Annotated in this window: 25 protein-coding genes; 16 read left to right on the plus strand and 9 right to left on the minus strand. The window is 63.2% G+C overall.

The genetic code is table 11. The features are described 5' to 3' along the window. The first annotated feature begins 107 nt into the window (after positions 1-107). The gene (locus V1288_RS26925) at positions 108-1,484 is read left to right on the plus strand and encodes a peptidoglycan DD-metalloendopeptidase family protein (RefSeq protein WP_334359908.1); all 1,377 of its coding nucleotides are present in this window, start codon (positions 108-110) and stop codon (positions 1,482-1,484) included. Between the two features lie 137 nt (positions 1,485-1,621). Here the strand turns inward: V1288_RS26925 and V1288_RS26930 are convergent, their stop codons facing one another. Continuing rightward, on the minus strand, positions 1,622-2,605 hold the full coding sequence (locus V1288_RS26930; protein ID WP_334359909.1) for an ATP-binding protein: 984 nt from the start codon (positions 2,603-2,605) through the stop codon (positions 1,622-1,624). Positions 2,606-2,800: 195 nt separating this feature from the next. On the opposite strand from V1288_RS26930, the gene yajC reads away from it, so the two are divergent. The 5 genes from yajC to V1288_RS26955 are packed head-to-tail and all read left to right on the plus strand — an operon-like array spanning position 2,801 to position 7,074. Next, positions 2,801-3,163: a preprotein translocase subunit YajC gene (yajC, locus tag V1288_RS26935; RefSeq protein ID WP_057855867.1), complete on the plus strand. Its 363-nt coding sequence runs from the start codon at positions 2,801-2,803 to the stop codon at positions 3,161-3,163. 54 nt (positions 3,164-3,217) lie between these two features. After that, the gene (gene secD, locus V1288_RS26940) at positions 3,218-4,816 is read left to right on the plus strand and encodes a protein translocase subunit SecD (RefSeq protein ID WP_334359910.1); all 1,599 of its coding nucleotides are present in this window, start codon (positions 3,218-3,220) and stop codon (positions 4,814-4,816) included. 9 nt (positions 4,817-4,825) lie between these two features. Then, positions 4,826-5,827 carry a protein translocase subunit SecF gene (gene secF, locus V1288_RS26945; RefSeq protein WP_334359911.1) on the plus strand — a complete coding sequence of 334 codons (1,002 nt, stop codon included), beginning with the start codon at positions 4,826-4,828 and terminating at the stop codon, positions 5,825-5,827. 3 nt (positions 5,828-5,830) lie between these two features. Further along, the gene (locus V1288_RS26950; RefSeq protein WP_334359912.1) at positions 5,831-6,214 is read left to right on the plus strand and encodes an Mth938-like domain-containing protein; all 384 of its coding nucleotides are present in this window, start codon (positions 5,831-5,833) and stop codon (positions 6,212-6,214) included. After that, positions 6,211-7,074 (plus strand): phytoene/squalene synthase family protein, encoded by an 864-nt coding sequence (locus V1288_RS26955; RefSeq protein WP_334359913.1) that lies wholly within the window; start codon positions 6,211-6,213, stop codon positions 7,072-7,074. The genes V1288_RS26950 and V1288_RS26955 overlap by 4 nt, the downstream gene beginning before the upstream one ends. A 145-nt stretch (positions 7,075-7,219) precedes the next feature. Here the strand turns inward: V1288_RS26955 and V1288_RS26960 are convergent, their stop codons facing one another. The 3 genes from V1288_RS26960 to V1288_RS26970 all read right to left on the minus strand — a co-directional run bounded on the left by V1288_RS26960 (position 7,220) and on the right by V1288_RS26970 (position 10,098). Then, a complete protein-coding gene (locus V1288_RS26960) occupies positions 7,220-8,323 on the minus strand; it encodes a serine/threonine protein kinase (protein WP_334359914.1) in 1,104 nt (367 codons plus the stop codon). A 4-nt stretch (positions 8,324-8,327) separates the two neighbouring features. Beyond that, entirely contained in the window at positions 8,328-9,761 is a 1,434-nt protein-coding gene (trmFO, locus tag V1288_RS26965) for a methylenetetrahydrofolate--tRNA-(uracil(54)-C(5))-methyltransferase (FADH(2)-oxidizing) TrmFO (RefSeq protein ID WP_334359915.1), read from the minus strand. Between the two features lie 184 nt (positions 9,762-9,945). Continuing rightward, positions 9,946-10,098 carry a DUF1127 domain-containing protein gene (locus tag V1288_RS26970; RefSeq protein ID WP_334359916.1) on the minus strand — a complete coding sequence of 51 codons (153 nt, stop codon included), beginning with the start codon at positions 10,096-10,098 and terminating at the stop codon, positions 9,946-9,948. A gap of 814 nt (positions 10,099-10,912) precedes the next feature. On the opposite strand from V1288_RS26970, the gene V1288_RS26975 reads away from it, so the two are divergent. Next, positions 10,913-11,176 carry a hypothetical protein gene (locus V1288_RS26975; protein WP_334359917.1) on the plus strand — a complete coding sequence of 88 codons (264 nt, stop codon included), beginning with the start codon at positions 10,913-10,915 and terminating at the stop codon, positions 11,174-11,176. Positions 11,177-11,238: 62 nt separating this feature from the next. On the opposite strand, the gene V1288_RS26980 is transcribed toward V1288_RS26975, so the two are convergent. Further along, positions 11,239-12,054 (minus strand): lytic murein transglycosylase, encoded by an 816-nt coding sequence (locus tag V1288_RS26980; RefSeq protein WP_334359918.1) that lies wholly within the window; start codon positions 12,052-12,054, stop codon positions 11,239-11,241. A 214-nt stretch (positions 12,055-12,268) separates the two neighbouring features. Next, complete coding sequence (locus V1288_RS26985; RefSeq protein ID WP_334359919.1) at positions 12,269-13,183, minus strand: DUF2189 domain-containing protein; 915 nt, start codon at positions 13,181-13,183, stop codon at positions 12,269-12,271. Positions 13,184-13,482: 299 nt separating this feature from the next. Here V1288_RS26985 and V1288_RS26990 point away from each other — a divergent pair, with 299 nt between their 5' ends. After that, positions 13,483-13,863, plus strand: coding sequence for a DUF3597 domain-containing protein (locus V1288_RS26990; RefSeq protein ID WP_334359920.1), 381 nt, complete (start codon positions 13,483-13,485; stop codon positions 13,861-13,863). Between the two features lie 155 nt (positions 13,864-14,018). Then, entirely contained in the window at positions 14,019-14,810 is a 792-nt protein-coding gene (locus tag V1288_RS26995) for a fumarylacetoacetate hydrolase family protein (RefSeq protein ID WP_334359921.1), read from the plus strand. A 130-nt stretch (positions 14,811-14,940) separates the two neighbouring features. Here the strand turns inward: V1288_RS26995 and V1288_RS27000 are convergent, their stop codons facing one another. After that, complete coding sequence (locus V1288_RS27000) at positions 14,941-15,213, minus strand: GNAT family N-acetyltransferase (RefSeq protein ID WP_334359922.1); 273 nt, start codon at positions 15,211-15,213, stop codon at positions 14,941-14,943. Positions 15,214-15,443: 230 nt separating this feature from the next. Between V1288_RS27000 and V1288_RS27005 the strand changes: the two genes are divergently transcribed. The 3 genes from V1288_RS27005 (at position 15,444) to V1288_RS27015 (ending at position 18,758) form a co-directional block, all read left to right on the plus strand. Then, on the plus strand, positions 15,444-15,845 hold the full coding sequence (locus tag V1288_RS27005) for an SPW repeat protein (RefSeq protein ID WP_334359923.1): 402 nt from the start codon (positions 15,444-15,446) through the stop codon (positions 15,843-15,845). A gap of 365 nt (positions 15,846-16,210) precedes the next feature. Further along, complete coding sequence (locus tag V1288_RS27010; protein WP_334359924.1) at positions 16,211-17,896, plus strand: acyl-CoA synthetase; 1,686 nt, start codon at positions 16,211-16,213, stop codon at positions 17,894-17,896. A 4-nt stretch (positions 17,897-17,900) separates the two neighbouring features. Beyond that, positions 17,901-18,758 (plus strand): PCC domain-containing protein, encoded by an 858-nt coding sequence (locus V1288_RS27015; RefSeq protein ID WP_334359925.1) that lies wholly within the window; start codon positions 17,901-17,903, stop codon positions 18,756-18,758. Positions 18,759-18,884: 126 nt separating this feature from the next. On the opposite strand, the gene V1288_RS27020 is transcribed toward V1288_RS27015, so the two are convergent. After that, positions 18,885-19,547: an outer membrane protein gene (locus V1288_RS27020; protein ID WP_334359926.1), complete on the minus strand. Its 663-nt coding sequence runs from the start codon at positions 19,545-19,547 to the stop codon at positions 18,885-18,887. A 491-nt stretch (positions 19,548-20,038) separates the two neighbouring features. Further along, entirely contained in the window at positions 20,039-20,362 is a 324-nt protein-coding gene (locus V1288_RS27025; RefSeq protein WP_334359927.1) for a hypothetical protein, read from the minus strand. A gap of 81 nt (positions 20,363-20,443) precedes the next feature. Between V1288_RS27025 and V1288_RS27030 the strand changes: the two genes are divergently transcribed. The 4 genes from V1288_RS27030 (at position 20,444) to V1288_RS27045 (ending at position 23,384) form a co-directional block, all read left to right on the plus strand. Then, entirely contained in the window at positions 20,444-21,220 is a 777-nt protein-coding gene (locus tag V1288_RS27030; protein ID WP_334361412.1) for an AAA family ATPase, read from the plus strand. A 239-nt stretch (positions 21,221-21,459) separates the two neighbouring features. After that, positions 21,460-22,002, plus strand: coding sequence for an SRPBCC family protein (locus V1288_RS27035; protein ID WP_334359928.1), 543 nt, complete (start codon positions 21,460-21,462; stop codon positions 22,000-22,002). Positions 22,003-22,004: 2 nt separating this feature from the next. Further along, positions 22,005-22,949 (plus strand): YVTN family beta-propeller repeat protein, encoded by a 945-nt coding sequence (locus V1288_RS27040; RefSeq protein ID WP_334359929.1) that lies wholly within the window; start codon positions 22,005-22,007, stop codon positions 22,947-22,949. Between the two features lie 108 nt (positions 22,950-23,057). Next, positions 23,058-23,384 (plus strand): PRC-barrel domain-containing protein, encoded by a 327-nt coding sequence (locus V1288_RS27045; RefSeq protein ID WP_334359930.1) that lies wholly within the window; start codon positions 23,058-23,060, stop codon positions 23,382-23,384. The last annotated feature ends 118 nt before the right edge of the window (positions 23,385-23,502 follow it).

Genomic DNA, 23,502 nt, shown 5'->3' on the forward strand with positions numbered 1-23,502 from the left:
TCCCGGATTGGCGGTTCCCGCCAACATCTTATTCCAAGGGTTAAGCGGTTATTTACTCGGTACGTGTTTACTCAAAACAGTATTTTGTTGCGTACGAGTGAGTAACCATGTCCCGTGTCGCCGAGTTGCTTCGCTCGCGTCGGGTGCCGCAAGTCGCGGTGCTGGCGCTGATGTCGGTCGGCTTTGCCGGCTGCAGCGCCGATATGCAGACGCGCTTTTCCGATAGCTCGTTCTCCAATCCCTTTGCCTCGCAGCCCGAAGCGACCGGTTCGGTGCGCACGCCGGCCGCCGAACGCCGCGAGCTGCCGCAATACGCCCGGCCGCAGAATTCGGCTCCGCAATTCCAGTCCCAGGCCCTGCCGCCGCCTGCCGTCAACGCTCCGCAAGCTTATCCGGCCAGCTCGGGCGGGGTATCGGGAGGAGGGCGCGGGGTTTCGTCATATGCGCCGCCGTCCCATCCACCCATCGAGACCACCGCCACGGTACCGCCGCGCTCGGTTGCGGCTGCGCGCCCGGCTGCGCCGAACGGCACCACCATCATCGTCGGCACCAGCGACACGCTCGACATTCTGGCGAAGCGCTACAACGTTTCAGCCGCCGCGATCCTGCAGGCCAATGGCTACAAGGGCCCGCGCGTGCTCTCGCCCGGCCAGCAACTGATCATTCCGCGGCAGACGGCGACGGCTGCTGCACCGGCGCTCGCGGCCCCGGCCGGCAAGCCGGTTGCCGCTGCGGCCACCACCCCGTCGAGCGTCCATATCGTCAATCGCGGCGACACGCTGATGAGCATCGCGCGCCGGAACAGCGTCCCGGTCGCCGAACTCGCCAAGGCCAACAATCTCGATCAGTCCGCCAAGCTCAGCCTTGGCATGAAGCTGACCGTGCCCGGTTCGAAGTCCGCGGCTGCTGCGCCAGTGGCGCAGCCCGTCGCCGCAGCCGCCCCCGCTCAGCCGGTCGCCCCGGTCGCTGCGCCGGCCACCAAGGTGGCCGCAGCCGGCGGTCCGCCGCAGAGCGCGCGGCTGGCCTCCGCCACCACGAATGTCACGGAAGAAAAGCCCGTCGTCGAGCAAGCTTCCATCAAGCCCAGTGAAGCCACCGGCGCGCTGCCGACCTTCCGCTGGCCGGTGCGCGGCAAGGTGATCACGAGCTACGGCGCCAAGACCAACGGCAAATCGAATGACGGCATCAACCTGGCTGTGCCGGAAGGCACGCCGGTGAAGGCGGCGGAAGACGGCGTGGTCGCCTATTCCGGCAACGAGCTCAAGGGTTACGGCAATCTGGTTCTGGTGCGGCACTCCAACGGTTACGTCACCGCATATGCCCATGCGAGTGAACTGATGGTGAAGCGCGGGGATACGATCAAGCGCGGCCAGATCATTGCCAAGTCGGGTCAATCGGGCGAGGTGGGGTCGCCGCAGCTCCACTTCGAGATCCGCAAGGGATCGTCGCCGGTTGACCCGCTTCAATTCCTGAACGGGGCGTGAGTCGCCTCGTCATTGCCGGGCTTGACCCGGCAATCCATCCCGGAAGAAAGCGCTTTCTCGAAGATTGATGGATACGCGGGTCAAGCTCGCGTATGACGACCAAGTTCGCTACGGCTGCAGTGCCAATCAGGCGCGTCTCACTTCCCCGAAAGCCTCACGCCCAGCCGTCCCGCCAGTTCCTGTGTGAACTGCCAGGCGACGCGGCCCGACCGCGAACCGCGCGTGGTCGACCATTCCAGCGCCTCGCGCTCCAGTTCGTCGTCGGCGATCTTGATGCCGAAATGGCCGCAATAGCCGCGTACCATGGCGAGGTACTCGTCCTGGCTGCAGCGGTGAAAGCCGAGCCATAGACCAAAACGGTCCGACAGCGACACCTTCTCCTCGACCGCTTCGCCCGGGTTGATCGCGGTCGAACGCTCGTTCTCGATCATCTCGCGGGCGAGCAGGTGCCGCCGGTTCGAGGTGGCGTAGAGGATGACATTGTCGGGACGTCCCTCGATGCCGCCTTCCAGCACCGCCTTCAGCGATTTGTAGGAGGCGTCGTTGCCGTCGAAGGAGAGGTCGTCGCAGAACACGATGAAGCGGAAATCGGAGCTGCGCAGCAGATCCATCAGGCCCGGCAGGCTCTCGATGTCCTCGCGGTGAATCTCGATCAGCTTGAGCCGGTCGGAAGGCTTGCGATCGATGTTGATATTGGCATGCGTCGCCTTCACCAGCGAGGACTTGCCCATGCCGCGCGCGCCCCACAGCAGCGCGTTGTTGGCGGGCAGGCCGTCGGCGAAGCGCTCGGTGTTCTCGATCAGGATGTCCCGCATCCGGTCGATGCCCTTGAGCAGCCCAAGGTCGACGCGGCTGACGCGCGGCACCGGCGACAGGCGTCCGTCCGGATGCCAGACAAAGGCGTCGGCGGAGCCGAACGAGTAGGCGCTTCCCGCCGCCGGAGCGGCCGCGGAAAGGTGGCCGGCGATGGCTTCCAGCGCGGTGGCGATCCGCTCGGCGGTGGCGCCGTTGAGCGTATTTGCCGGACCTTTTGTCGCGGTTTTCGCTTGGCCGCGCGAGGTGGCCTTGAGGGTGGCGCGGGTCGCTGTTTGAGTCGCTGTTTTCTTGGCTTTTTTCGGCATTTTTGGAGTTCCTGACGGCGCAGCCTTAACGGGCCTTGGAAGCTCCCGCAAGCGGCCTAAATGAGAGGGCCGGCCACGTTGCAATTGGGCCCGCCGCCGCTATAGTCCGCGCGAATTTGCCCGGGACCGGCGATTTGCCCAAGGCGCTAAGCTCAGGCATGGCCGGTTCTTTTCCGTCTCACGAGGATTGTTCGAATGCTGATTACCCCTGCGTACGCCCAGGCTGCGGCCGGCGGCGATGCCAACAGCATGTTGATGTCGTTGCTGCCGTTCGCGCTGATCTTCGTGATCATGTACTTCCTGATTCTGCGTCCGCAGCAGAAGAAGGTGAAGGATCATCAGGAGCTCGTCAAAAACATCCGCCGTGGCGACACCGTGGTGACCTCGGGCGGCCTGGTCGGCAAGGTGACCAAGGTGGTGGACGACGACCAGATCGAGTTCGAGATTTCGGACGGCGTCCGAGTGCGGCAGATGCGGCAGATGATTTCGGGCGTCCGCGCCAAGGGCGAGCCGGCCAAGGAAAAGAGTGAGGCCAAGGACGAGACGTCCGCGAGCTGAGTTTTCCGCGCCGCCTTGGGCGGCGTATTTTCCTGGATCTGACGGGTCAACTCGATGTTGTATTTCACGCGGTGGAAGGCGCTGGCGATCATTCTGACCGCGCTGATCGTCTGCCTGTGCGCGGTTCCGAACTTCTTTTCCCAGGAGAGAGTGAAGACCTGGCCGCTTTGGGCGCAGCGGCACATCGTGCTCGGCCTCGATTTGCAGGGGGGGTCCTATCTGCTGCTCGAAGTCGATTCCAACTACGTGAAGAAGGAAAAGCTCGATCAGGTGCGCGATGAAGTCCGCCGCGTGCTGCGCGACGCCAAGATCGGCTACACCGGACTTTCCGCGCGCGCCGACGCGGTCGAGGTTCGCGTCAAGGACAGCGACCTGCAGGCGGCGCTTCCAAAGCTGCGTGAACTATCGCAGCCGCTCGGCGGTCTGCTCGGCTCCTCCGGCCAGCGCAGCCTCGAGGTTTCGGACGCCGGCGGCGGGCTGATCCGCCTCGCAGTGCCGCAAGCCGCCATTACCGATCGTATCCGGCAAACGATCGAACAATCGATCCAGATCGTCGAGCGTCGCGTCAATCAGCTCGGCACCGTTGAGCCGGTGATCCAGCGGCAGGGCACCGACCGAATTCTGGTGCAAGTGCCGGGCTTGCAGGACCCGACCCGGTTGAAGGATCTGCTCGGCAAGACCGCCAAGATGGAATTCCGCATGGTCGACTCGACCGTGTCGCCAGAACAGGCCCAGCAGGGCCGAGTGCCTGCGGACTCAGAAGTGCTGATGAGCGCGTCGTCGCCAAAGGTGCCCTACGTCATCAAGAGGCAGGTCCTGGTGTCTGGCGGTGACCTCACCGATGCGCAGCCCGGGTTTGACCAGCGCACCAACGAGCCGATCGTCAGCTTCCGCTTCAACACCTCAGGCGCGCGAAAATTCGCCCAGGCGACCACCGAGAATGTCGGACAGCCGTTTGCGATCGTGCTCGATAATGAGGTGATTTCCGCGCCTGTGATCCGCGAGCCGATCACCGGCGGCTCCGGCCAGATTTCCGGCAGCTTCACCGTGCAGGCCGCCAACGATCTGGCCATCCTGCTGCGCGCCGGCGCGCTGCCGGCGCCGCTGACCGTGATCGAGGAACGCACCGTCGGTCCGGGCCTTGGCCAGGACTCGATCGAAAAGGGCGAATTGGCGGCCTATGTCGGTTCGATCATGGTCATCGTGTTCATGCTGGTCACCTACCGCCTGTTCGGGGTATTTGCCAACATCGCGGTCGCCATCAACGTTGCGATGATCTTCGGTCTGTTGTCGTTGTTGAATGCGACGTTGACGCTGCCCGGCATCGCCGGCATCGTGCTCACGGTCGGTATTGCCGTCGACTCCAACGTGCTGATCTATGAGCGCATCCGCGAAGAATTGCGCGGCGGGCGCAATGCGATCTCGGCGATCGACGCCGGCTTCAGGCGCGCGCTGTCGACCATTCTCGACTCCAACATCACCACCTTCATCGCTGCCGCGGTGCTGTTCTATATCGGCACCGGCCCGGTCCGCGGCTTTGCCGTCACGCTCGGCATTGGTATCATCACCACGGTCTTTACCGCGTTTACGCTCACCAGCCTGATCGTTGCCGGTTGGGTGCGGTGGAAGCGACCGAAGACCGTGCCGATTTAAGGAATAGCTGTGACTAACTACGTTCTCATCGGTCTGGGCATTCTGATCGTCGTGCTGACGGTGGTCGCGGTGCTCGATCTGTTGCCGCCGTTGCGCATCGTTCCCGACGATACGCATTTCGATTTTACGCGTTTTCGCCGCATCAGCTTTCCGATCTCGGCCGCGCTTTCGATTCTAGCGATCGTGCTGTTCTTCACTCATGGGCTGAATTTCGGCATCGACTTCAGAGGCGGTACGCTGCTGGAGGTGCAGAACAAGTCCGGCCCCGCCGACATCGGCGCGATGCGCGCAACACTGAGCACGCTCGGGCTCGGCGACATCCAGTTGCAGCAGTTCGGCGGTCCCTCGGACGTGCTGATCCGGGTGGCCGAGCAGCCGGGCGGCGACGCCGCGCAGCAGGCGGCGGTGCAGAAGGTCCGCGGCGCGCTCGGAGACAGCGTCGAATATCGTCGCGTCGAGGTGGTGGGGCCGCGGGTTTCCGGTGAATTGCTGGCCTACGGCATGGTCGGCCTGATGCTCGCGATCCTCGCGATCCTGATCTACCTCTGGTTCCGGTTCGAGTGGCAGTTCGCACTGGGCGCCATGATCGCCAACGTCCATGACATTGTGCTGACGATCGGCTTCATGTCGATCTCGCAGGTCGATTTCGACCTCACCAGCATCGCGGCGCTCTTGACCATTCTCGGTTACTCCCTGAACGACACGGTCGTGATCTACGACCGCATCCGGGAAATGCTGCGGCGCTACAAGAAAATGCCGATGCCGCAGCTTCTCAACGAATCCATCAATTCGACATTGTCGCGTTCGATCATCACCCACGTCACGGTGACGCTGGCATTGCTCGCGCTGTTGCTGTTCGGCGGCCACGCGATCCACAGCTTCACGGCGGTCATGATGTTCGGCGTGGTGCTGGTCGGCACCTACACCTCGATCTTCATCGCCGCGCCGATCCTGATCTATCTCGGCGTCGGTGAGCACCGCGACGCGCCGGATAGGCCTGCGAAGAAGTAAGTCATGGCTACTTCCTCGGACGCTCCGCATCTTCCGAGGTCGGCGCCGATCGAAGCCTACGGCAAGGGCGGCTTCGCCTTCGCCGACATGTCGCATCGCGGCTCGCTGCTGTGCCTGCCGGATGCGATCTGGGCCTGGCAGGTAACGAAAGCGGCGGACATCGACGAGTATTCGCTCGCGCGCGTATTCAAGTCCGCCAATTCGATCGATACGCTGATCGTCGGCACCGGCACTGAAGTCTGGGTGCCGCCGCGGGGCCTCCGCGAGGCGCTGCGCGCCGTGCACGTGGTGCTCGATGCGATGCAGACGGGCCCCGCGATCCGCACCTACAACATCATGCTGGGCGAGCGCCGGCGCGTTGCGGCGGCGCTGATCGCGGTGCCATGAGCGAGACGGCAACGTCGAAGGAGTCCGCCGCGTTCTGCGCCGATCTGGTGCGCACGCACGATTTCATACGCTACGCATCGACCCTATTCCTGCCGGTAGCCCAGCGCCGCGCGCTGCTGTCGGTCTACGCGTTCAACGTCGAGATCTCGCGCGTGCGCGAGCAGGTCAGCCAGCCTCTGCCGGGCGAAATTCGGCTGCAATGGTGGACCGACATGCTGGAAGGCGCCGGCCATGGCGGCGTCGAAGGCAACCCGGTCGCAGCCGAACTGTTGCAGACGATCGGCGAATTCCACCTGCCGATCGAGCCGCTGTCGCGGTTGATCGAGGAGCATCAGTTCGACCTCTATAACGATCCGATGCCGTCCGTGGCGGCGCTGGAGGGGTATGTCACCGACACCGCCTCGGCGCTGTTCTCGCTCGGCGCGCGAATCGCGGCACAGCCGTCGGCGGCGACCGACCATCTGGCGCGCCATGCCGGGCTGGCCCAGGGCATCGTGCAGGTGATTGCAGCACTGCCGCTTGATGCCGCGCGACGTCAGCTATTCCTGCCGCTGCAATTGCTGCAGCAACACGGCAGCGGGATGGAAGAAGTGTTCGCGGGCAAGCAGACGCCGGGCGCACGTGCCGCGATCGACCAGTTGGTGGCGGATGCCCGAAAGCATCTCCGCACCGCCTTCGAGTTGCTCCCACACGTGCCGCCGCAAGCGCGGCCGGTGTTCCTTCCGCTGGCGCTGGTCCGCCGCGACCTGAAGCGCATGTCACGTGCTGATTTCGATCCGTTCGTACCGCAGGTGCGGTCGCGGCTGCGGACCCTGTGGACGCTGTGGCGCGCGTCGCGGTCGCGCGAGTTTGGCGGGTAGCTCCCGGCGTTCCCCGGATGCTGCGCAGCGCGTCGCAATTGCGACGTGGTGCGCTGCTGATCCCGCGTCCATCGTTGCCGTGCGACGTTGGTCCCGGTTCTGCGATGCAACCCAAAGAGCGCTGCATCGCGCCCGGGACACGAAATCACTGCGAAGGCCGATCCATATCCGCGGACTCGAAATTGAACCGGTCCCGCAAATTCTTCCGCGACTCCAGAATGTCCTTCAGGAACGCGCGGTCGACGTCGCTCGTGATCAGCGGCTCGATCAGGTCGAGTTGGTTCATCGCGACGAGCTGCAATATTTCCGTGCGCGGCTTGCCGGCGGCATCGCGCGGCAGGGCGTGCACCACCTGGATATGCTCCGGCGGCTTGACGCCCTTGGCGGCAGCGAGCTCGCTGCGCAACTGCTTTTCCAACGCGACCTTGTCGGCCTCGACAAAGGCGTACAGCCCGACGCCGGTGCGGCGGTCGGCGAACGCGACAATGGCAGTGTCGCGCACATCAGGGTTCTTCCTGATCAAATCGATCAGGACAGGCGCGTCGTTCACCAGCCGGCGGCCGCCGCCTTCGCGATCGGTGAAGTTGAACAAGCCGCGGGTGATCGCCTGATAGACCTTCTTGCCAGTCTTGAGCCAGAGGCTCGCGACAAAGGATTTGCGCGCCAGGATCTTGCGCTCCATCGGCGTCAGCGCCTGTGGCGCATAGCTGCGCTTGTGCTTCAGCAGATGCCGCAAATCCTCGTAGGCCGCGATCCGGAACAGCCGGCTGCGGGAGTTGAAGCAAGCGGCAAGCTGAAAATCGGTAACATAGGCGTGGCCGTTGCTGCCACGGAGCCAGTTCTGCTCCTTGGCGAGGTCGTTATGGCAGATACCGGCCTGGTGCAGCTTGCGCAGGGCCAGTTTGGCGGAGCGGAAATAGGCGAGGTCGCCATGGGGTTTTGCCAGATGCAGCGCGACGCCGTCGATGAAGCCGCGCACCAACGCACTCCGGCCGGCCCAGAGCAGTTTCGGGCCGACGTCGAGGTCGCGCGCCAGCGCCAGCGCGCGGCGCTCGCGGGCGAACAGATGGCGGGCGAGCGGATAGGACCACAGCGGCACCTGATCGAGCCGGCGCAGCACCGCGTCGACTTCGCCGGTATCATCGCGAAAGCGGCCGCGTTCGACGGTCGAGAACACGTCGCGCTTCAGCAGCACGCCTTCGGTCCATCGCGCCGACAGGGTCGCGGTGTCGTCCTTGGGCAAGCTCATGGTGCTAAGCCGCCGCCGCTATGCGCAGGTGCTCGGCGATCCAGCGATCGAGATCGGCGAGCGCCCGGGCGCTGAGCGCCTGCTTCTTGGCAACCGTCTTCTCATTGCCGCGCAGCCGTGTGCCGTCCGCCTTTTTGGTGGGCGCGCTGGCTAGCGGAGGGAATAGACCGAAATTGATATTCATCGGTTGGAATGAGCGTGTCCCTGCCTCGATGGTCTCGATATGCCCGCCGGTGATATGGCCGAGCAGCGAGCCCAATGCCGTAGTCGCAGGCGGCGGTTCGAGCGACTGCGCCCGCGCGTTTGCCGCGGCATAGAGGCCTGCGATCAGGCCGATGCTGGCGGATTCCACATAGCCCTCGCAGCCGGTCATCTGGCCGGCAAAGCGCAGCCGCGGCTGCGCGCGCAAGCGCAACTGCGCATCGAGGAGTTTTGGCGAGTCCAGGAAGGTGTTGCGGTGCAGACCGCCGAGCCGGGCGAATTCGGCGTTCTCAAGACTCGGGATGGTGCGGAACACGCGCTGTTGCGCGCCGTAGTTCAATTTGGTCTGGAAGCCAACCATGTTGTAGAGCGTGCCGAGCTTGTTGTCCTGGCGCAGCTGCACGATGGCGTAGGGCTTGACGGCCGGGTTGTGCGGATTGGTCAGCCCGACCGGCTTCATCGGTCCGTGCCGCAGTGTCTCACGGCCGCGTTCGGCCATCACTTCGACCGGCAGGCAGCCGTCGAAATAGGGCGTGTTGGTTTCCCAGTCCTTGAAATCCACCTTGTCGCCGGCCAATAGCGCCGCGACGAAGGCGTCGTACTGCTCTTTCGTCATCGGGCAGTTGATGTAGTCCGCGCCGGTGCCGCCCGGCCCGACCTTGTCGTAGCGCGACTGAAACCACGCCACCGACATGTCGATGGAATCCTTGTGCACGATCGGCGCGATCGCATCGAAGAACGCCAGCGCGTTCTCATCGGTAAGTTCGCGGATGGCATCCGCCAGCGGCGCCGAGGTGAGGGGGCCGGTTGCGACGATCACGTTGCCCCATTCGGCCGGCGGCAGGCCGGCGATCTCGTTCCGATCGATCTCGATCAGCGGATGGTCGTGCAGGGCCCGGGTGACGGCCGCAGAGAATCCATCGCGGTCAACCGCCAGCGCCCCGCCGGCGGGCACCTGGTTGGCGTCGGCGCTGCGCATGATCAGCGAGCCCAACCGGCGCATCTCGGCGTGTAGCAGGCCCACGGCGTTGTTGGCGGCATCATCCGAGCGGAACGAGTTGGAGCAGACGAGCTCGGCCAGGCCTTCGGTGCGGTGCGCCTCGGTCATCCGCAACGGGCGCATCTCGTGCAGGACGACGCGAACGCCTGCATTGGCGACCTGCCAGGCGGCTTCCGAGCCGGCAAGGCCGCCGCCAACCACATGGACGGTGTCAGTTTGGGGAGTGGAGGAAATCATGCGCGCAGGGTTAGCGCGTTTTCAAGCGGAGCGCACCTGCCATAGCGTTTTCGAGCGAAGCATGTCGTCGGACTTGATCCGTGGGTGGATGCCGGTTCGCGTGAAGAAAACGCGTCAAAGGCCAGAAACGACAACGCCCGCAGCGGGGCGGGCGTTATCCGTTCGTCAGGCGGCTGAACGAAGATCAGCCGGTATAGTTCCCGGCGGCAACGCGCGGAATGTCCGAACGATCGAGGCCGATATCGGCCAGTTCGCGATCGCTGAGCTGGGACAGTTCGCTGACATTGCGCTGATAATCCCGGAACGCCTGGATCATGCGGATGAGCGAGAGTAACATCGTAGTCTCCTTGCAGTTACGATTCAGCCCTTGGAGGAAAGCCTCATCGTTGAAATGAATATAAACTAGATTCCGCAGTGCAGAAGTTCCGATGTTGCGATGCAGCTAATCCTGAAACGCATAACAACGGTAAGGGCCGCTTAACGTTTCGGCATGGCTACCGGACAGGTCCTCCTGCGCATTCGGTCGCGTGCCCCGATTGTGCAAGTAATGCCGTAAATCTGCGGATTTATCGTAATCGCCGGATAACTCGGGTCATCTGACCTAATGGCGATCGGGAAGACCGAACACACGCCCGCGGCGGGTGAGGCGGAGGCAATGTACAAAAACCTAGACTTTTTGAAATTTTCTTATGCGCAAATCGCATGCATCGTTGTCAACATAATATGAATATATATTCATATTATAAACCAGCGAAGTTGAGGTGCTCGCACGGCGTGACGGGCCTGTGGTCAACACGAGCCGCGCGAGGTTGATCATGTGCGCCGGCGGCTTGGCATTCGGCCTGTCGGCCGAGGAAGGCCCGGCTCAATTGCTTGTCCTGTTGTCGTTCGTGTTGAAACGAAGCCGCGCCTGCGATGTCGACTGTTGTTGCCGTGGAATGATTTGCAGCACGACCAAAGATGATTGCCGTGAGGCCGCGCCCGCCTTCGTTACCGGACCGTAATGAAAAAGCAGGATTCCGCATGAGGCCTCTGCGCGCTGCGCGCACGATCTCGCGCGAAGTTCATTCTGAAGTTCTCCCGCTTCAGCGAACAATCGCTTTTGCAGGCGGCAATGGCGCCGTCTGTCCAAAAACAAAAAGGGAGTTAGCATGCTCAACAAATTTCTCGCAGCCACCGCTATAGCAGCCCTGGCATATGCCGTCTCTCCAGCCGACGCTGCGCGAGTCAAGGCGGGCTGCAGCGGCGACAATCTGAGCAAGACTGAAACAATGATCGAGAACATGGCGGACGGCGAGGGGAAGATCGCCGCGCAGAAGGAAATTGCGGCTGCCCAGGATGCGCTGCTCAATGGCAAAGCGGGTGTTTGCGCGGCGCATCTGAGCAAGGCGATGCAGGCTGGTATGGTGAAATAGATCGGGTGACAAAGGGCCGGTCGCTACGGCTGGCCCTTTGAGTTCTTGCCCTTTGAGTTCACTTAAGGCGCCCGCGAAAGCTGCGTCGCGAAATAGGCGATGGTCTTGGCGTAGACCTCGCTCTTGTTCCACTCCTTGATCGCGGCGAAATTGACGCTGCCGGGCTCCCAGTCCTTGCCGCGTTGCCAGCCGTGGCTGGCGAGGAAGTTTGCGGTCGAGGCCAGCACGTCCTGGGGGCTGCGCAGCAGATCGCGGCGGCCGTTGTTGTCGAAATCGACCGCGAACTTGATGTAGGATGACGGCATGAACTGGGTCTGGCCGATTTCGCCGGCCCAGGCGCCGCGCAAATCCTGGGGCGCGATATCGCCGCGCTCGACGATGCGCAGCGCGTCCATCAGTTCGGCCTTGAACAGGTCGGCGCGGCGGCAATCATAGGCCAGTGTCGCCAGCGAGCGCAGCGTCGGGAATTTTCCGATGTTGACGCCGAAATCGGTTTCCAGGCCCCAGATCGCGACCAGCACTTCGCCGGGCACGCCATAAGCCTGTTCGATGCGCCCGAGCACCGAGCCGTATTGCTTGAGCATGTTGGAGCCACGGGTCAGCCGGGGCGGAACCATGCGGCCGGAGAATTCCTCAAATGTCTGGCTGAACACCTTCTGCGAATGGTCGCGGGCCAGCACGCTCTTGTCGAGCGTAATGCCGGTCAGGCCAGCCTGTATGGCGGACGTCGAGATCCCCTTGGCGGCAGCTTCCTTCTTGAAATCTTCCAGCCACGTTTCGAACGAGCCCGTGCCGCAAGGCGCCGCGGGCGCGGGCGCCGCAGAAGTCAGCAACAGGGCGCCCAGGGTCAGAGCGCGCAGAGAAAGGCGAGAGATCATCGTGCCGTTCGCTCCACAATCGATGCATCATCGATGGTTAGTGTCCACGTCACGTCAAATGTTCGAAGCAAGATCGGCCAAAACAAGGCTGATGTCGTTGCCTTCAATGCCTTTCCGTTCAAGATGCTCAATTCATCGTTAGTGAGCAGTGAACGAACGACGACACCGCCGGTCGGTTCAGCCGGCGGTGTGATCGATCGGGTTCCGCGCAAGCCTATGCGCTATCCTTGCGCCGCCAGGGGAACAGATTGGCCGGAAAATCGGCGGCAGGCTTGCGTTCGCGGTGCGCGCGGGGTGGCAGTGGCTGCGGATTGAGTTCCGGCTCAATCGTCTCCCGATAGAGATGCCACGTGGCATGCCCGAGCAGGGGGATGACGACGGCAAGGCCGAGGAAGAACGGCAACGTTCCTGCCACCAGGAGCACCGCGACGATCAATCCCCAGGCCGCCATCGGCACGGGATTGCGTGCGACCGCGCGCAGCGAGGTCACCATCGCATCGCCGGCGCCGGCATGTCGATCGAGCATCAGCGGAAATGACACGACGCCGATGCAGAGCGCGACGAGGGCGAACAGGAAGCCGACGCCGCAGCCGACCACGATCAGCCACCAGCCTTGCGGCGTCGTCAGCACGCGTTCGGCGAAATCGGAAAAACCAGTCGCGCCGGCATAGCCGAACGCGGCGATATAGATCGCCTGCGCCGTGGCCACCCACGTCACGAACAGCGCCAGCAGCAGCACGCCGAGGCCGAGCATCGCGCCAAATGACGGCGAGCGCAGCACCTCGAGCGCATCCCAGGCCGTCGCCTGTTCACCGCGCTCGCGGCGGCGGCTCATTTCATAGAGGCCGAGTGCTGCGAATGGACCGATCAGCGCAAAGCCGGCGGCCAGCGGAAACAACAGCGGGATGACGGAATAGCCGAGAACGGCGCGGGCCAACACCAGCCCGAGCACAGGATAGATGACGCACAGGATGATGGCGTGGGTTGGCACGGCCTTGAAATCTTCCCAGCCGCGTCGCAACGCGCGGCCGAGCTCGGCGACGCCGATGGTTCGGATGACTGGCGCAGCCGCGGTGTCTCTTCCGCTTTGCGTCAGTGATGTGACATTGCCTTGATATGAGGTGGCCATGGTCGCTGTCTCCCTTCGGCAGCCGCATTTCGCGCCGGCGGGAAGGCGCAAACGTGCCGTCTCCAAAAAAGATCACGATCGGGCCAGACGCGAAGAACAGGGTTTTGGAAGTGGCCATGTCGCGAACTGCTCCTGAAGCGTACTCCCAAACAGCGACAATAGCACTCACGCTTCAGTGAATGTTTCATTGGCAAGTTTCATTCGGCTGGTTAGATTTGCACGCGATCCCGGCGTGGTGCTGCCGGCCAAACAGTGCCGCCAAAAGACTCACCCCATCCTCAGGTCATTGGGAGCTAACGATGAGCATTTTCGGAAAAATCATGAGCGCGATCTTCGGTACCAAGGCAGACGCCGCGCCGGCTGGCGGCGGCGCAGCCGCGGGGGCCGGATCGTCTGGCGGGGCCACTGCACCGGCTGCCGCGACTGTCGACGTAGCGCCCATCCTCGACCAGGCGGTGAAGGCCAAGGGCGAGAAGCTGGAGTGGCGTACCTCGATCGTGGACCTGATGAAGGCGCTCGACATCGATTCCAGCTTCGCCGCGCGCAAGGAGCTCGCGAAGGAGCTCGGCTATACTGGCGACAGCAACGATTCCGCCAGTATGAACATCTGGCTGCACAAACAAGTCATGACGAAGCTGGCGGCCAATGGCGGCAAGCTGCCGCCGGATATCAAGCACTGACGCTTCGCCCGGTCCGCACATGCAAAGGCCCGCGGTGACGCGGGCCTTCCTTTTTTGGTGCGATTGCAATACAGCAACGTGCAAACGGTATCCACTTCGTGGAAAAACGCAGTAGATGCGGGCGGACAAGACTAAGCACAACAAGGAGGACGCCAATGAGCAATGTCGATCGCAGGACCATCCTGGCAACGGGCGCGCTGGCGCTGGCCGGTGCGGGCATGGAGGCCGGCGCGGCCGCAGCGCAGGCCGGCCCGAAATCTATTTTTCCGGTCGGCACGACGACGATCCCGATCGTGGGTGAGACCGACGTGTTTCCGGTGCGGCGAATCTATTGCATCGGGCGAAACTATGCCGCGCATGCGCGCGAAATGGGTTCGGACCCCAATCGCGAGCCGCCGTTCTTCTTTCAGAAACCGACCGACGCGATTCAGAATGTCGCCATCGGTAGTGTCGGCGATCATCCCTATCCCTCGCTCACCAAGAACTATCACTATGAGGTCGAACTGGTGGCGGCGCTGAAGTCGGGCGGCATCAACATTCCCGCGGAGAAGGCGCTCGACCACGTCTATGGCTATGCGCTCGGCCTCGACATGACGCGGCGCGACCTGCAGCGCGCGATGGGCGACGAGAAGAAGCCGTGGGAAATCGGCAAGAGCTTTGATCGCTCCGCCGTACTTGGGCCGATTCATCCGGCGGCCAAGACCGGCCATTTCACCAAGGGCGCGATTTCGCTGGCAGTGAACGGCACGGTCAAGCAGAACTCCAACCTGCAGAACATGATCTGGAGCGTGGCGGAGCAGATCGCCAAGCTGTCGGAAGCCTTCGAGCTCAAGGCAGGCGACATCATCTATTCGGGCACGCCGGAAAATGTCGGCCCGGTCGTGAAGGGCGACGTGCTCCTGTGCAAGCTCGAAGGCTTGCCGGATATGTCGATCCGGATCGTTTAGGAGTACCACACCCGCCGCCGTCGCCCCTGCGAAAAAGCAGGGGCCCATCACCATGGAAGGCAATGGTAGGCGAGAATATCGCCCATGTCGCGTTCGCAGCGACGACAGCGGTTTGCGAAGGTGCCCTGGCTCACCCCGTGAGGTCGGCAAATTCCGGATTTTTGTGCAGATAGTCCACGACAAAGCCGCAGCCGGCGATGACCTTGCGGCCGTCGGCGCGGATCAGCTCGAGCGCGCCCTTGACCAGTTCGGAAGCGATGCCGCGGCCGCGCAGCGCACGGGGCGTTTCGGTATGGGTGATGATGACCGCTGCGGGCGTGACGCGGTAGTTCGCAAACGCGACAGCGCCGTCGACGTCGAGTTCAAAGCGGTTTTGAGCCTTGTTGTCGCGGACGGCGGCCATGCAGCGATTCCCTCAATGATTCACCGTTTCATTTAGCTTGGTGCAGCGCAATAGGAACACATGCGGTTTCCCCTGGCGGGATCTTTGCAGGCTGGGTCTTGCAACGGGTGGCGGGGTTCCTACGTCTTTTGGATGACATACGCCGCCGAAGCGGCCGGGTCTGGGTTCGATATCGGTAAGCTGTGATCTCGGCCGCCGACGTATGCCTCTTTTTCAAGGGGAGGTTTACAATGTCGGGCTTTGGTTTCTTCAGCAAACATCGCACATGGGAAGACTGGTTCGGCATGCTGCTTGGCGTGCTGATCGTGGTATCGCCGTGGTTTCCTTTCTCAAGCCATGACGTGATGGACGCCGAACGCAGCACCATGATCCTGAACACGTTCGTCGTCGGCATGCTGGTCTTCGGTCTGGCCCAGCTCGAATATGTCGCACTGCAGCGCTGGGAGGAGGTGGGCGAAATCGCGCTCGGCCTCTGGCTGATGGCCTCACCGTTCGTCCTCGGCTACTCCGGCGACGACATGCTTCGGGCCTGGCATGTCGCTCTCGGTGCAATCGTTGTCGTGCTGGGCGCGCTTCAGCTCTGGCAGGATTGGCGCTTGAGCGACCAGGAACTGGCCGACCATCCGCAGTAATTCCCGATGACGGCTTGCCGATCTTGCGGGATCGGCAAGCCATCGCGCAAGGTTCTAGTATTTGAGGAAGTCGATGATGATGGCGCGGAGTTGCCACGCCGCGCCATCGGTGACAACTTGGATCTCGTCGATCTTCCATCCGCCCGCCTCGTGGACGAATTCATAACGAATGGTCTGGTCGGCCGGTTTCGCCGGTGGCCCCTGGCGGCTATCGCGATGACGGCCTTGTCGGCCTCTTGCTTCTCTGCAACCACCTTGAATGAGTTCACGTCCGGATTTGAGCAGGCGGCAGGCTTTCTGCTATCGTTGCGATGTTCTATGTCTGTCTTTCGAAGCGTGATGGTTGATTCCCATTGACTGAAACCGTGACTATTCCCACCCCGCGCGGCGGCCTGGCGCGGATGTCGCGCCGGGTGATGAACCTGGCGCACATGCTGACCCAGAATGCCCGCCGCCATGGCGAGCGCATTGGCTTCATCTGGGGCGACAAATCCTGGACCTGGCGCGAGATCGACGGTCACGTCTCCGCGCTGGCGGCGGGCCTCGCCGCGCGCGGGGTCGTCAAGGGCGACCGCGTCCTGGTCCATTCCAAAAATTGCGACGAGATGTTCTGGTCGATGTTCGCGGCCTTCCGCCTCGGCGCGGTCTGGGTGCCGACCAATTTCCGCTTGATGCCGGACGAGGTCGCCTATCTCGCCACCGCCTCCGGCGCGAAGGCGTTTTTGTGCCATGGCGATTTTCCGGACCACGCCACGGCGGCGGCCAATCCGGCGCTCGAATTCATCTGGCGGATCGGAGAGGGGACGTTTGGCGAGCGCGCGGTGAGCGACGTGATCGCGTCGCAGGCCGGCGCCAAGGTCGACGACGCAGCGGTCGATTACGACGATCCCTGCTGGTTCTTCTTCACCTCGGGTACCACCGGCCGCTCCAAGGCGGCGGTGCTCACCCATGGCCAGATGGCCTTTGTGGTAACAAATCATCTCGCCGACCTGATGCCCGGCACGACCGAGACGGATGCCTCGCTAGTGGTCGCGCCGCTGTCGCACGGCGCCGGCGTGCACCAGCTCGTGCAGGCCGCGCGCGGCGTGCCGACCATCCTGCTGCCCTCGGAAAAATTCGACATTGCGGAAGCGTTCAGGCTGATCGAGGCGCATCGCGTCAGCAACATCTTCACCGTGCCGACCATTTTGAAAATGATGGTCGAGCATCCTGCAGTCGATAAGTACGATCACTCCTCGCTGCGCTTCGTGATCTATGCCGGCGCGCCGATGTACCGCGAGGACCAGAAGGCGGCGCTGGGCAAGCTCGGCAAGGTTTTGGTGCAATATTTCGGGCTCGGCGAGGTCACCGGCAACATCACGGTCATGCCGGCCAGCCTGCATGATGCCGAGGACGGCCCGCAGGCCCGCATCGGCACCTGCGGCTTCGAGCGTACGGGCATGCAGGTCTCGATCCAGGGCGACGACGGGCGCGAGCTTAAAGCCTTCGAGACCGGTGAGATCTGCGTGATCGGGCCGGCCGTGTTCGCCGGCTATTACGACAACCCCGAGGCCAACGCGAAGGCGTTTCGCGACGGCTGGTTTCGTACCGGCGATCTCGGCCATATGGACGAGGAGGGATTCGTCTACATCACCGGCCGCGCTTCCGACATGTACATCTCGGGCGGCTCCAACATCTATCCGCGCGAGGTCGAGGAGAAGATTCTCACTCATCCCGCGATCGGCGAAGTCGCCGTTCTCGGCGTGCCCGACCCGTTCTGGGGTGAGGTGGGAGTAGCCGTCTGCGTCGCGCGCGAAGGCGCAGCCGCGGTGAGCGAGGCGGAGCTGGCCGCGTACCTGGCGCCGAAGGTGCCGCGCTACAAGATGCCGAAGCGCTTCTTCTTCTGGGAGGCGTTACCGAAGTCCGGCTACGGCAAGATTCCGAAGCGGCTGGTCCGCGACGAACTCGAGGCGCGAGGGCTGCTTGAGGCCAAAGCGTTTTCGAGCGAAGTGGCTTCCGGTTCGCGTGACGAAAACGCGTCCAATGACAATGTCTCCAAGACGGGTAGCTGAGGCGATGCGCAGCATCGCGCAGCCCGGGCCGCCCGCGCCCGAACGCATCCAATGGGTCGAGGCGCGGGGACGGGCGTTTTCATTCACGCTTGGCGCCGGCCTGCCGCTGCTCGAGGCCGCGCGCCGCGGCTTTGCCGAAGCTGGATTTTCAGGCGGCGTGCTGAGCATGCGGGAAGGGGCGCTTGGGCCGTTTGCCTATGTGATGCCGGCGCTATCGAAGACCGGCGCAAACGCGGCGTTCTACAGCGACACGTTCCGGCCCTCCGGCATCACGCGGCCGAAACTCGGCGCAATGACGCTGGGCGAGCGCGACGGGGCACCGTTCTTCCATTGCCATGGACTGTGGACCGAGACTGACGGACATCTGCATGGCGGCCACATTCTCCCCGAGGAGAGCTTCGTCGCCGAATCGTTCGCGGTGGAAGCGTTAGGCATCGACGGCGCGATGTTTGTTGCCGAGCCAGATCCCGAGACCAATTTCAAATTGTTCGGTCCCGTCGCGCGCGCCGGCACGGATGTCAAGGCCGAGAGCCGTGCCTTCGCGCTCCGGCTGCGGCCGAATCAGGATTTTGCCGTGGCGCTGGAGACCTTCTGTCGGCAGCATGGAATTTTGCGCGCGCGGATTCACGGCGGCGTCGGCTCCACCATCGGCGCGCATTTCGCCGATGGGCGGAGCGTCGTGCCGTTTGCGACCGAGCTTGCGATCAAGGCCGGCACCGTGGCGCCCGGCGCTGACGGCACGCTGCAGGCCGAGCTCGACGTCGCGCTGGTCGATTATCTCGGCGGCATTGCCGAGGGCCGGCTGATGCGCGGCGACAATCCGGTGCTGATGACGATGGAGTTGGTGCTCGAGGTGATTTGAGTTTTTCGTAAGCTCCGTAGGGTGGGCAAAGGCGCGTTAGCGCCGTGCCCACCATCTCTCGGAGCGCATCATGCTGAATGGTGGGCACGCTACGCTTTGCCCATCCTACGCAGCTACATTCCCGTCTTACCGGAAGTGATAGTTCACCCCGACCTTGATGGTGTGGAAGTCGATGTTGCCGGAATCCAGCGGGCCTCCCAGATTATAGATCTCGCTGCCGAGGCTGGTGTACATGTACTCAGCCTTGGCCGACCAGCTCGGCGTGAACAAATATTCGAGGCCGCCGCCGATCGTATAGCCGGAATGAGTCTGGCTATCCGAAGCCAACGTCGTGCCAAACGCTGAAATGGTGGCCTTGTTGTTGGCCCAAGCGTAGCCGCCCTTGGCGTAGAGAAGCGCCGCATCCATCGCGAAGCCGGCGCGGCCGGTCACGCTGCCGAATGAGTTGATCTTGTTTTCCTGCGTGAGCAGGATTCCGCCACCTTGGTCCTCGGTGAAGCTGTCCTTGATGCTGGCGCCGGCGGCGTCGACTTCGACGCCGAACACGAACTGGCTGCCGGGGAGCTGCCAGTTGTAGCCGATCGTGCCGCCACCAAAACCGCCGCTGCCATCGCTATCGCCGCTTCCCCAGCCAAAGCCGCCCATCGCACCGATATAGAAGCCGGACCAGTTATACGCCGGAGACACCATAGCCGGAGGAGCCTTGGTGTAGGGCCGCGCCTGCATGTCGGCGGCCGAGGCCGCGGTCGCGACCGAAAGGGCCACACCAGCTAGAAGTAGTCGTTTCATGTTTTGTCCCCTAAAGTTGAACATCCGTATAACCCCCTGCGGGCTCGATAGCGAACCGATCACGCCGGCATGGTGACGTATCGTTGTGGAAGCGGGCGCGAACGCGCCCTCAAAGAGCCGTCTGCAAGCGACGTTTGGCGGATGTGAGAACGATCGCTTGCGTATTAACCATACGATGCATATGCCGGCAAAAATTGGACCGAAGCACGACCGCGCATTGGCGCGGGCAGGTTGCTATTTCGACAGCAGTGCGGCGACGTGTGGCGCGGAATTGTTCGACCTGCGAAGAGAGGCGACGGCGTTCGTGCAATTGAGATCGTTGTGTCCGCGTGTGCGGGTGTTCAGTACGCTGCGGCCTCTCCACGTCATTGCGAGCGAAGCGAAGCAATCCACTCCTTCTTTGTGACGGTGCATGGATTGCTTTGCTTTCGCTCGCAATGATGGTGGATACAGTTTCGCGTTCTCGCGGCGCTGATCGCCCGAGGTTTGCTTCACCGCAGCTTTCGCACGTGAACATTGATGTCGAGATCGATATCGCTGACGCAGGTCTGCGTGACGCGATGCGAGCCGCCTTCATGCCAACGGCCCTCGCGCGCGCGGGCGTTTCTGACACCAGCCAGTTTCAGGCAGCGCCATTGCGGCAGCGGCCCTGAGCTTTCGCCGCCAAACTGCCAGGCCAGTACGACCTCTTCGCCGCGTCTGTTGGTGCCGATGATGTGCGGGCACAGTTCGCGGATTCGGCCGTCATAGCGGCAGACGATTTGCTGCTCGCCGAGGATGGCGTTGCGGAAGAGGGTGTAGGTGGCGCTTTGCATTGGGCGGCTCGCCATCTAGGATTGTACGGCATTCCCTGTATAACCGTAGCGAACGACTTTGTTTCCCCGGGATCCGAGCCGATGGCTTCCAAACGAAATCGCCCGATCAATCTGCCGGCGCCGTATCTCAAGCGCATCTGGCTCGAACCGTCGCGCATCGCGAACCGCGAGGCATATCCGTTCTGCTTGCCCTTGCTGCGCGATGATTTCGAGCTGAATTTCGACCGGGCGATCACGATCATCGTCGGCGAGAATGGCACCGGCAAATCCACCTTGCTCGAGGGCATCGCCGTGCTCGCCGGCTATGACGAAGCCGGCGGCGGCAAGGGGTACATGACAGTCGACCACTCATGGGCGTTGGAAAAAATGGGGGGGCAATTGTCCAACGCGTTGCGGGCGAGCTGGCTACCCAAAATCACCAATGGCTGGTTTTTCCGCGCCGAAAGCTTTTTCTCGGTTGCCCGATACCTAGACGAGATGGCCCAGAAATATCCAATGGGAGGAGGCCCTCCGCCGGACTTCCTGTCCCATTCCCACGGCGAAGGGTTTTTGCGTTTCTTCGAGGAGCGCTGCCAACGGCAGGGCATCTTCATCTTCGACGAGCCGGAATCCGCGCTGTCGCCCGCGCGCCAGATGGAGTTTTTGAAGCTGATGCGGCGGATGGAGAATATCGGCCATTGCCAGATCATCATGGCCACGCACTCGCCGATGCTGATGGCGTACCCGAATGCGACGCTGCTGCGGCTGACGAAGTATGGGCTGGAGCCGGTGAGGGTGAAGGACACCGATCACTACAAGGTCATGCGGGAGTTTTGCGAGGATCCGGCGGGGTTTGTGCAGGCGGCGATCGAGGAGTGAGGCCGTGGGGTGGGTAGAGCCAACGGGTCCGGCCTTTCGGCCGGCCCGATGATAGACTCCGCGAAATCCACCGTCTGCGGAGGTGATGGGTTTCGCTGCGCTCTACCCGTCCTACGGTACCATCCGATGCAACGCCGCGTCCCGGCGGCGCCACAAACCAGCCTCCTTTGGTCTGAAAATGCGTTACGATAACGCCGCCGCGCGCCTGCGCGGGCCAATAAAGACCATGAGGAAACGACATGAGATTGACGCTCGCGAGGGTGGGGGCCGTGGTGACGGCGCTGGCAGTGATGGGGATCGCCTGGGCGCATGGGCCGACCCGGCAGAAGGTACGGGAATCGATCGAGATCAACGCGCCGCCGGCCAAGGTGTGGGCCGCGATCGGCAATTTCCAGGACATGGGCTGGTTGCCGCCGGTCAGCAAGACCGAGGGCACCAAAGGAAACGCGATCGAGGCCACGCGGCGGTTGACGCTGGCTGACGGCGCGACCGTCGACGAGGAACTCTACAAATACGATGCCGAGAAGATGAGCTATTCGTACCGGATCACCGCCGTGGATGTGAAGGTGTTGCCGGTCACCAACTATTCGTCCACCCTGACGGTGACGCCCAGCGCCGACGGCAAGGGGACTAGCCTGGAGTGGGCCGGCGCGTTCTATCGCGGCTTTCCCAACAATGATCCGCCGCCGGAGCTGAGCGACGAGGCCGCGGTGAAGGCAGTGAGCGGGCTTTATCGCGCGGGCCTCGAGGCGCTGAAGAAGAAGGTCGAAAGCGGAAGCTGATCGTGCGGGCTGTTGCTCTGGCGCTCGTCGCCAGCATCGGCGGCGCTTTGGCCGGGCAGGCGTGGGCCGAGGAAGCCTTCGTCACCAATCAGCTCAGCGAAAATCTGACGGTCGTGGATCTCACATCCTTGCAGCCGGTCGCGACCATCGCGATCGGCGGCAAGCCCGCGGGCGTCGCCATCACGCCGGATGGACGCTTCGCCTATGTGACGAGCCCCGACGCCAAGGCGCTGACGGTGGTCGACGCCGCCGCACGCCGGGTCGTCGGCAGGATCAACACAGGCGGCGGTCCGCTCGGTGTCGCGGTGGCGCCGGACGGCGCTGCCGTCTATGTGGCCGACTGGTACGCTGCGGCGGTGCGGGTGATCGATCCGGCCGCACAGCGCGTGATGGCCGATATCGCGGTCGGCGCCTCGCCGTCGGGCCTCGCGGTGACGCCGGACGGGCGGCTGCTGCTCTCGGCGGACCGCGATGCTGATAGCGTGTCCGTCATCGATACCGCGACGCGCCAGCGGCGGGCCACGATCAAGGTAGGGGAGCGCCCGTTTGGCATCACCATCGATGCCGAGGGCCGGCGCGCCTATACCGCCAATGTCGGATCGAACGACGTGTCGGTCATCGACATCGCGGAGGCCCGCGAGGTCGGGCGCGTGAAGACGGGCTTGCGCCCCTATGCGGTCGCACTCGCGCAAGGCCGCGGCTTCGTCACCGACCAGTATGACGGCACCGTCAGTGTGTTCGATCTCTCGACGTTGACGCCGCTCAAGCGCATCAATGTGGGCGACTACCCGGAAGGGATCGCGGCGACGGCAGACGGCCGGCGCATCGTCGTGGCGAACTGGGAGAGCAACTCGATCAGCGTGATCGATGCGGTCGAGCTGAAGGTGACAAGCGAGATCAAGGTCGGCGACGGTCCGCGGGCGTTCGGGACGTTTCTGCGGCGGTAGAGGCCGTAGGACCTCCTAGCTTCGGTGCGCCGCGACGACCTGACGCCCGCATGCCGGGCTCGCTTGTGCTATAATCCCAAAAGAAGAGAGAAAAACAGGGAGGACGCCATGCCTCATACCCTGGTGCCCAGTGACCTCGTCGAGCGCGCGAACGTCTACGGGCGAGACGGCGCAAGGCTCGGCACGATCGAGCGGCTGATGCTGGACAAGGTGAGCGGAACTGTCGCGTATGCCGTGATAAAAACCGGCGGGATACTTGCCAGCCACCACCATTATCCTGTGCGGTGGGACGCACTCAGGTTTGATCCCGCGCGTCAGGCCTTCGTGGTCGAGCTGACGTTGGAGGAACTGCGCGCCGGCCCGTCCGAGCTCGATGATGACGCCTTCGACTGGGGCGACCGCTCGCGTCCGCATCCGCATTATTGGACGGTGTAGGGCGATTGGACGGTGTAGGGCGTCGGCGGGATTAGCCGAAGGAGTAGCCTGCCGTTCGCGCGTGGAGAGAAGCGACAGATTACGCGCTTCGCAAATCCCCGTTACGCTTGCTGCCTAT

It is taken from the genome of Bradyrhizobium sp. AZCC 2176 (assembly GCF_036924645.1).
Taxonomy (GTDB): Bacteria; Pseudomonadota; Alphaproteobacteria; order Rhizobiales; family Xanthobacteraceae; genus Bradyrhizobium.

Excerpts from the sequence above, each read along its gene's own strand:
- V1288_RS26925 (WP_334359908.1), top strand. The coding sequence starts at position 108 with ATGTCCCGTGTCGCCGAGTTGCTTCGCTCGCGTCGGGTGCCGCAAGTC.
- V1288_RS26930 (WP_334359909.1), bottom strand. The coding sequence starts at position 2,605 with ATGCCGAAAAAAGCCAAGAAAACAGCGACTCAAACAGCGACCCGCGCC.
- yajC (WP_057855867.1), top strand. The coding sequence starts at position 2,801 with ATGCTGATTACCCCTGCGTACGCCCAGGCTGCGGCCGGCGGCGATGCC.
- secD (WP_334359910.1), top strand. The coding sequence starts at position 3,218 with ATGTTGTATTTCACGCGGTGGAAGGCGCTGGCGATCATTCTGACCGCG.
- V1288_RS26950 (WP_334359912.1), top strand. The coding sequence starts at position 5,831 with ATGGCTACTTCCTCGGACGCTCCGCATCTTCCGAGGTCGGCGCCGATC.
- V1288_RS26955 (WP_334359913.1), top strand. The coding sequence starts at position 6,211 with ATGAGCGAGACGGCAACGTCGAAGGAGTCCGCCGCGTTCTGCGCCGAT.
- V1288_RS26960 (WP_334359914.1), bottom strand. The coding sequence starts at position 8,323 with ATGAGCTTGCCCAAGGACGACACCGCGACCCTGTCGGCGCGATGGACC.
- trmFO (WP_334359915.1), bottom strand. The coding sequence starts at position 9,761 with ATGATTTCCTCCACTCCCCAAACTGACACCGTCCATGTGGTTGGCGGC.
- V1288_RS26970 (WP_334359916.1), bottom strand. The coding sequence starts at position 10,098 with ATGTTACTCTCGCTCATCCGCATGATCCAGGCGTTCCGGGATTATCAG.
- V1288_RS26975 (WP_334359917.1), top strand. The coding sequence starts at position 10,913 with ATGCTCAACAAATTTCTCGCAGCCACCGCTATAGCAGCCCTGGCATAT.
- V1288_RS26980 (WP_334359918.1), bottom strand. The coding sequence starts at position 12,054 with ATGATCTCTCGCCTTTCTCTGCGCGCTCTGACCCTGGGCGCCCTGTTG.
- V1288_RS26985 (WP_334359919.1), bottom strand. The coding sequence starts at position 13,183 with ATGGCCACCTCATATCAAGGCAATGTCACATCACTGACGCAAAGCGGA.
- V1288_RS26990 (WP_334359920.1), top strand. The coding sequence starts at position 13,483 with ATGAGCATTTTCGGAAAAATCATGAGCGCGATCTTCGGTACCAAGGCA.
- V1288_RS26995 (WP_334359921.1), top strand. The coding sequence starts at position 14,019 with ATGAGCAATGTCGATCGCAGGACCATCCTGGCAACGGGCGCGCTGGCG.
- V1288_RS27000 (WP_334359922.1), bottom strand. The coding sequence starts at position 15,213 with ATGGCCGCCGTCCGCGACAACAAGGCTCAAAACCGCTTTGAACTCGAC.
- V1288_RS27005 (WP_334359923.1), top strand. The coding sequence starts at position 15,444 with ATGTCGGGCTTTGGTTTCTTCAGCAAACATCGCACATGGGAAGACTGG.
- V1288_RS27015 (WP_334359925.1), top strand. The coding sequence starts at position 17,901 with ATGCGCAGCATCGCGCAGCCCGGGCCGCCCGCGCCCGAACGCATCCAA.
- V1288_RS27020 (WP_334359926.1), bottom strand. The coding sequence starts at position 19,547 with ATGAAACGACTACTTCTAGCTGGTGTGGCCCTTTCGGTCGCGACCGCG.
- V1288_RS27025 (WP_334359927.1), bottom strand. The coding sequence starts at position 20,362 with ATGCAAAGCGCCACCTACACCCTCTTCCGCAACGCCATCCTCGGCGAG.
- V1288_RS27030 (WP_334361412.1), top strand. The coding sequence starts at position 20,444 with ATGGCTTCCAAACGAAATCGCCCGATCAATCTGCCGGCGCCGTATCTC.
- V1288_RS27035 (WP_334359928.1), top strand. The coding sequence starts at position 21,460 with ATGAGATTGACGCTCGCGAGGGTGGGGGCCGTGGTGACGGCGCTGGCA.
- V1288_RS27045 (WP_334359930.1), top strand. The coding sequence starts at position 23,058 with ATGCCTCATACCCTGGTGCCCAGTGACCTCGTCGAGCGCGCGAACGTC.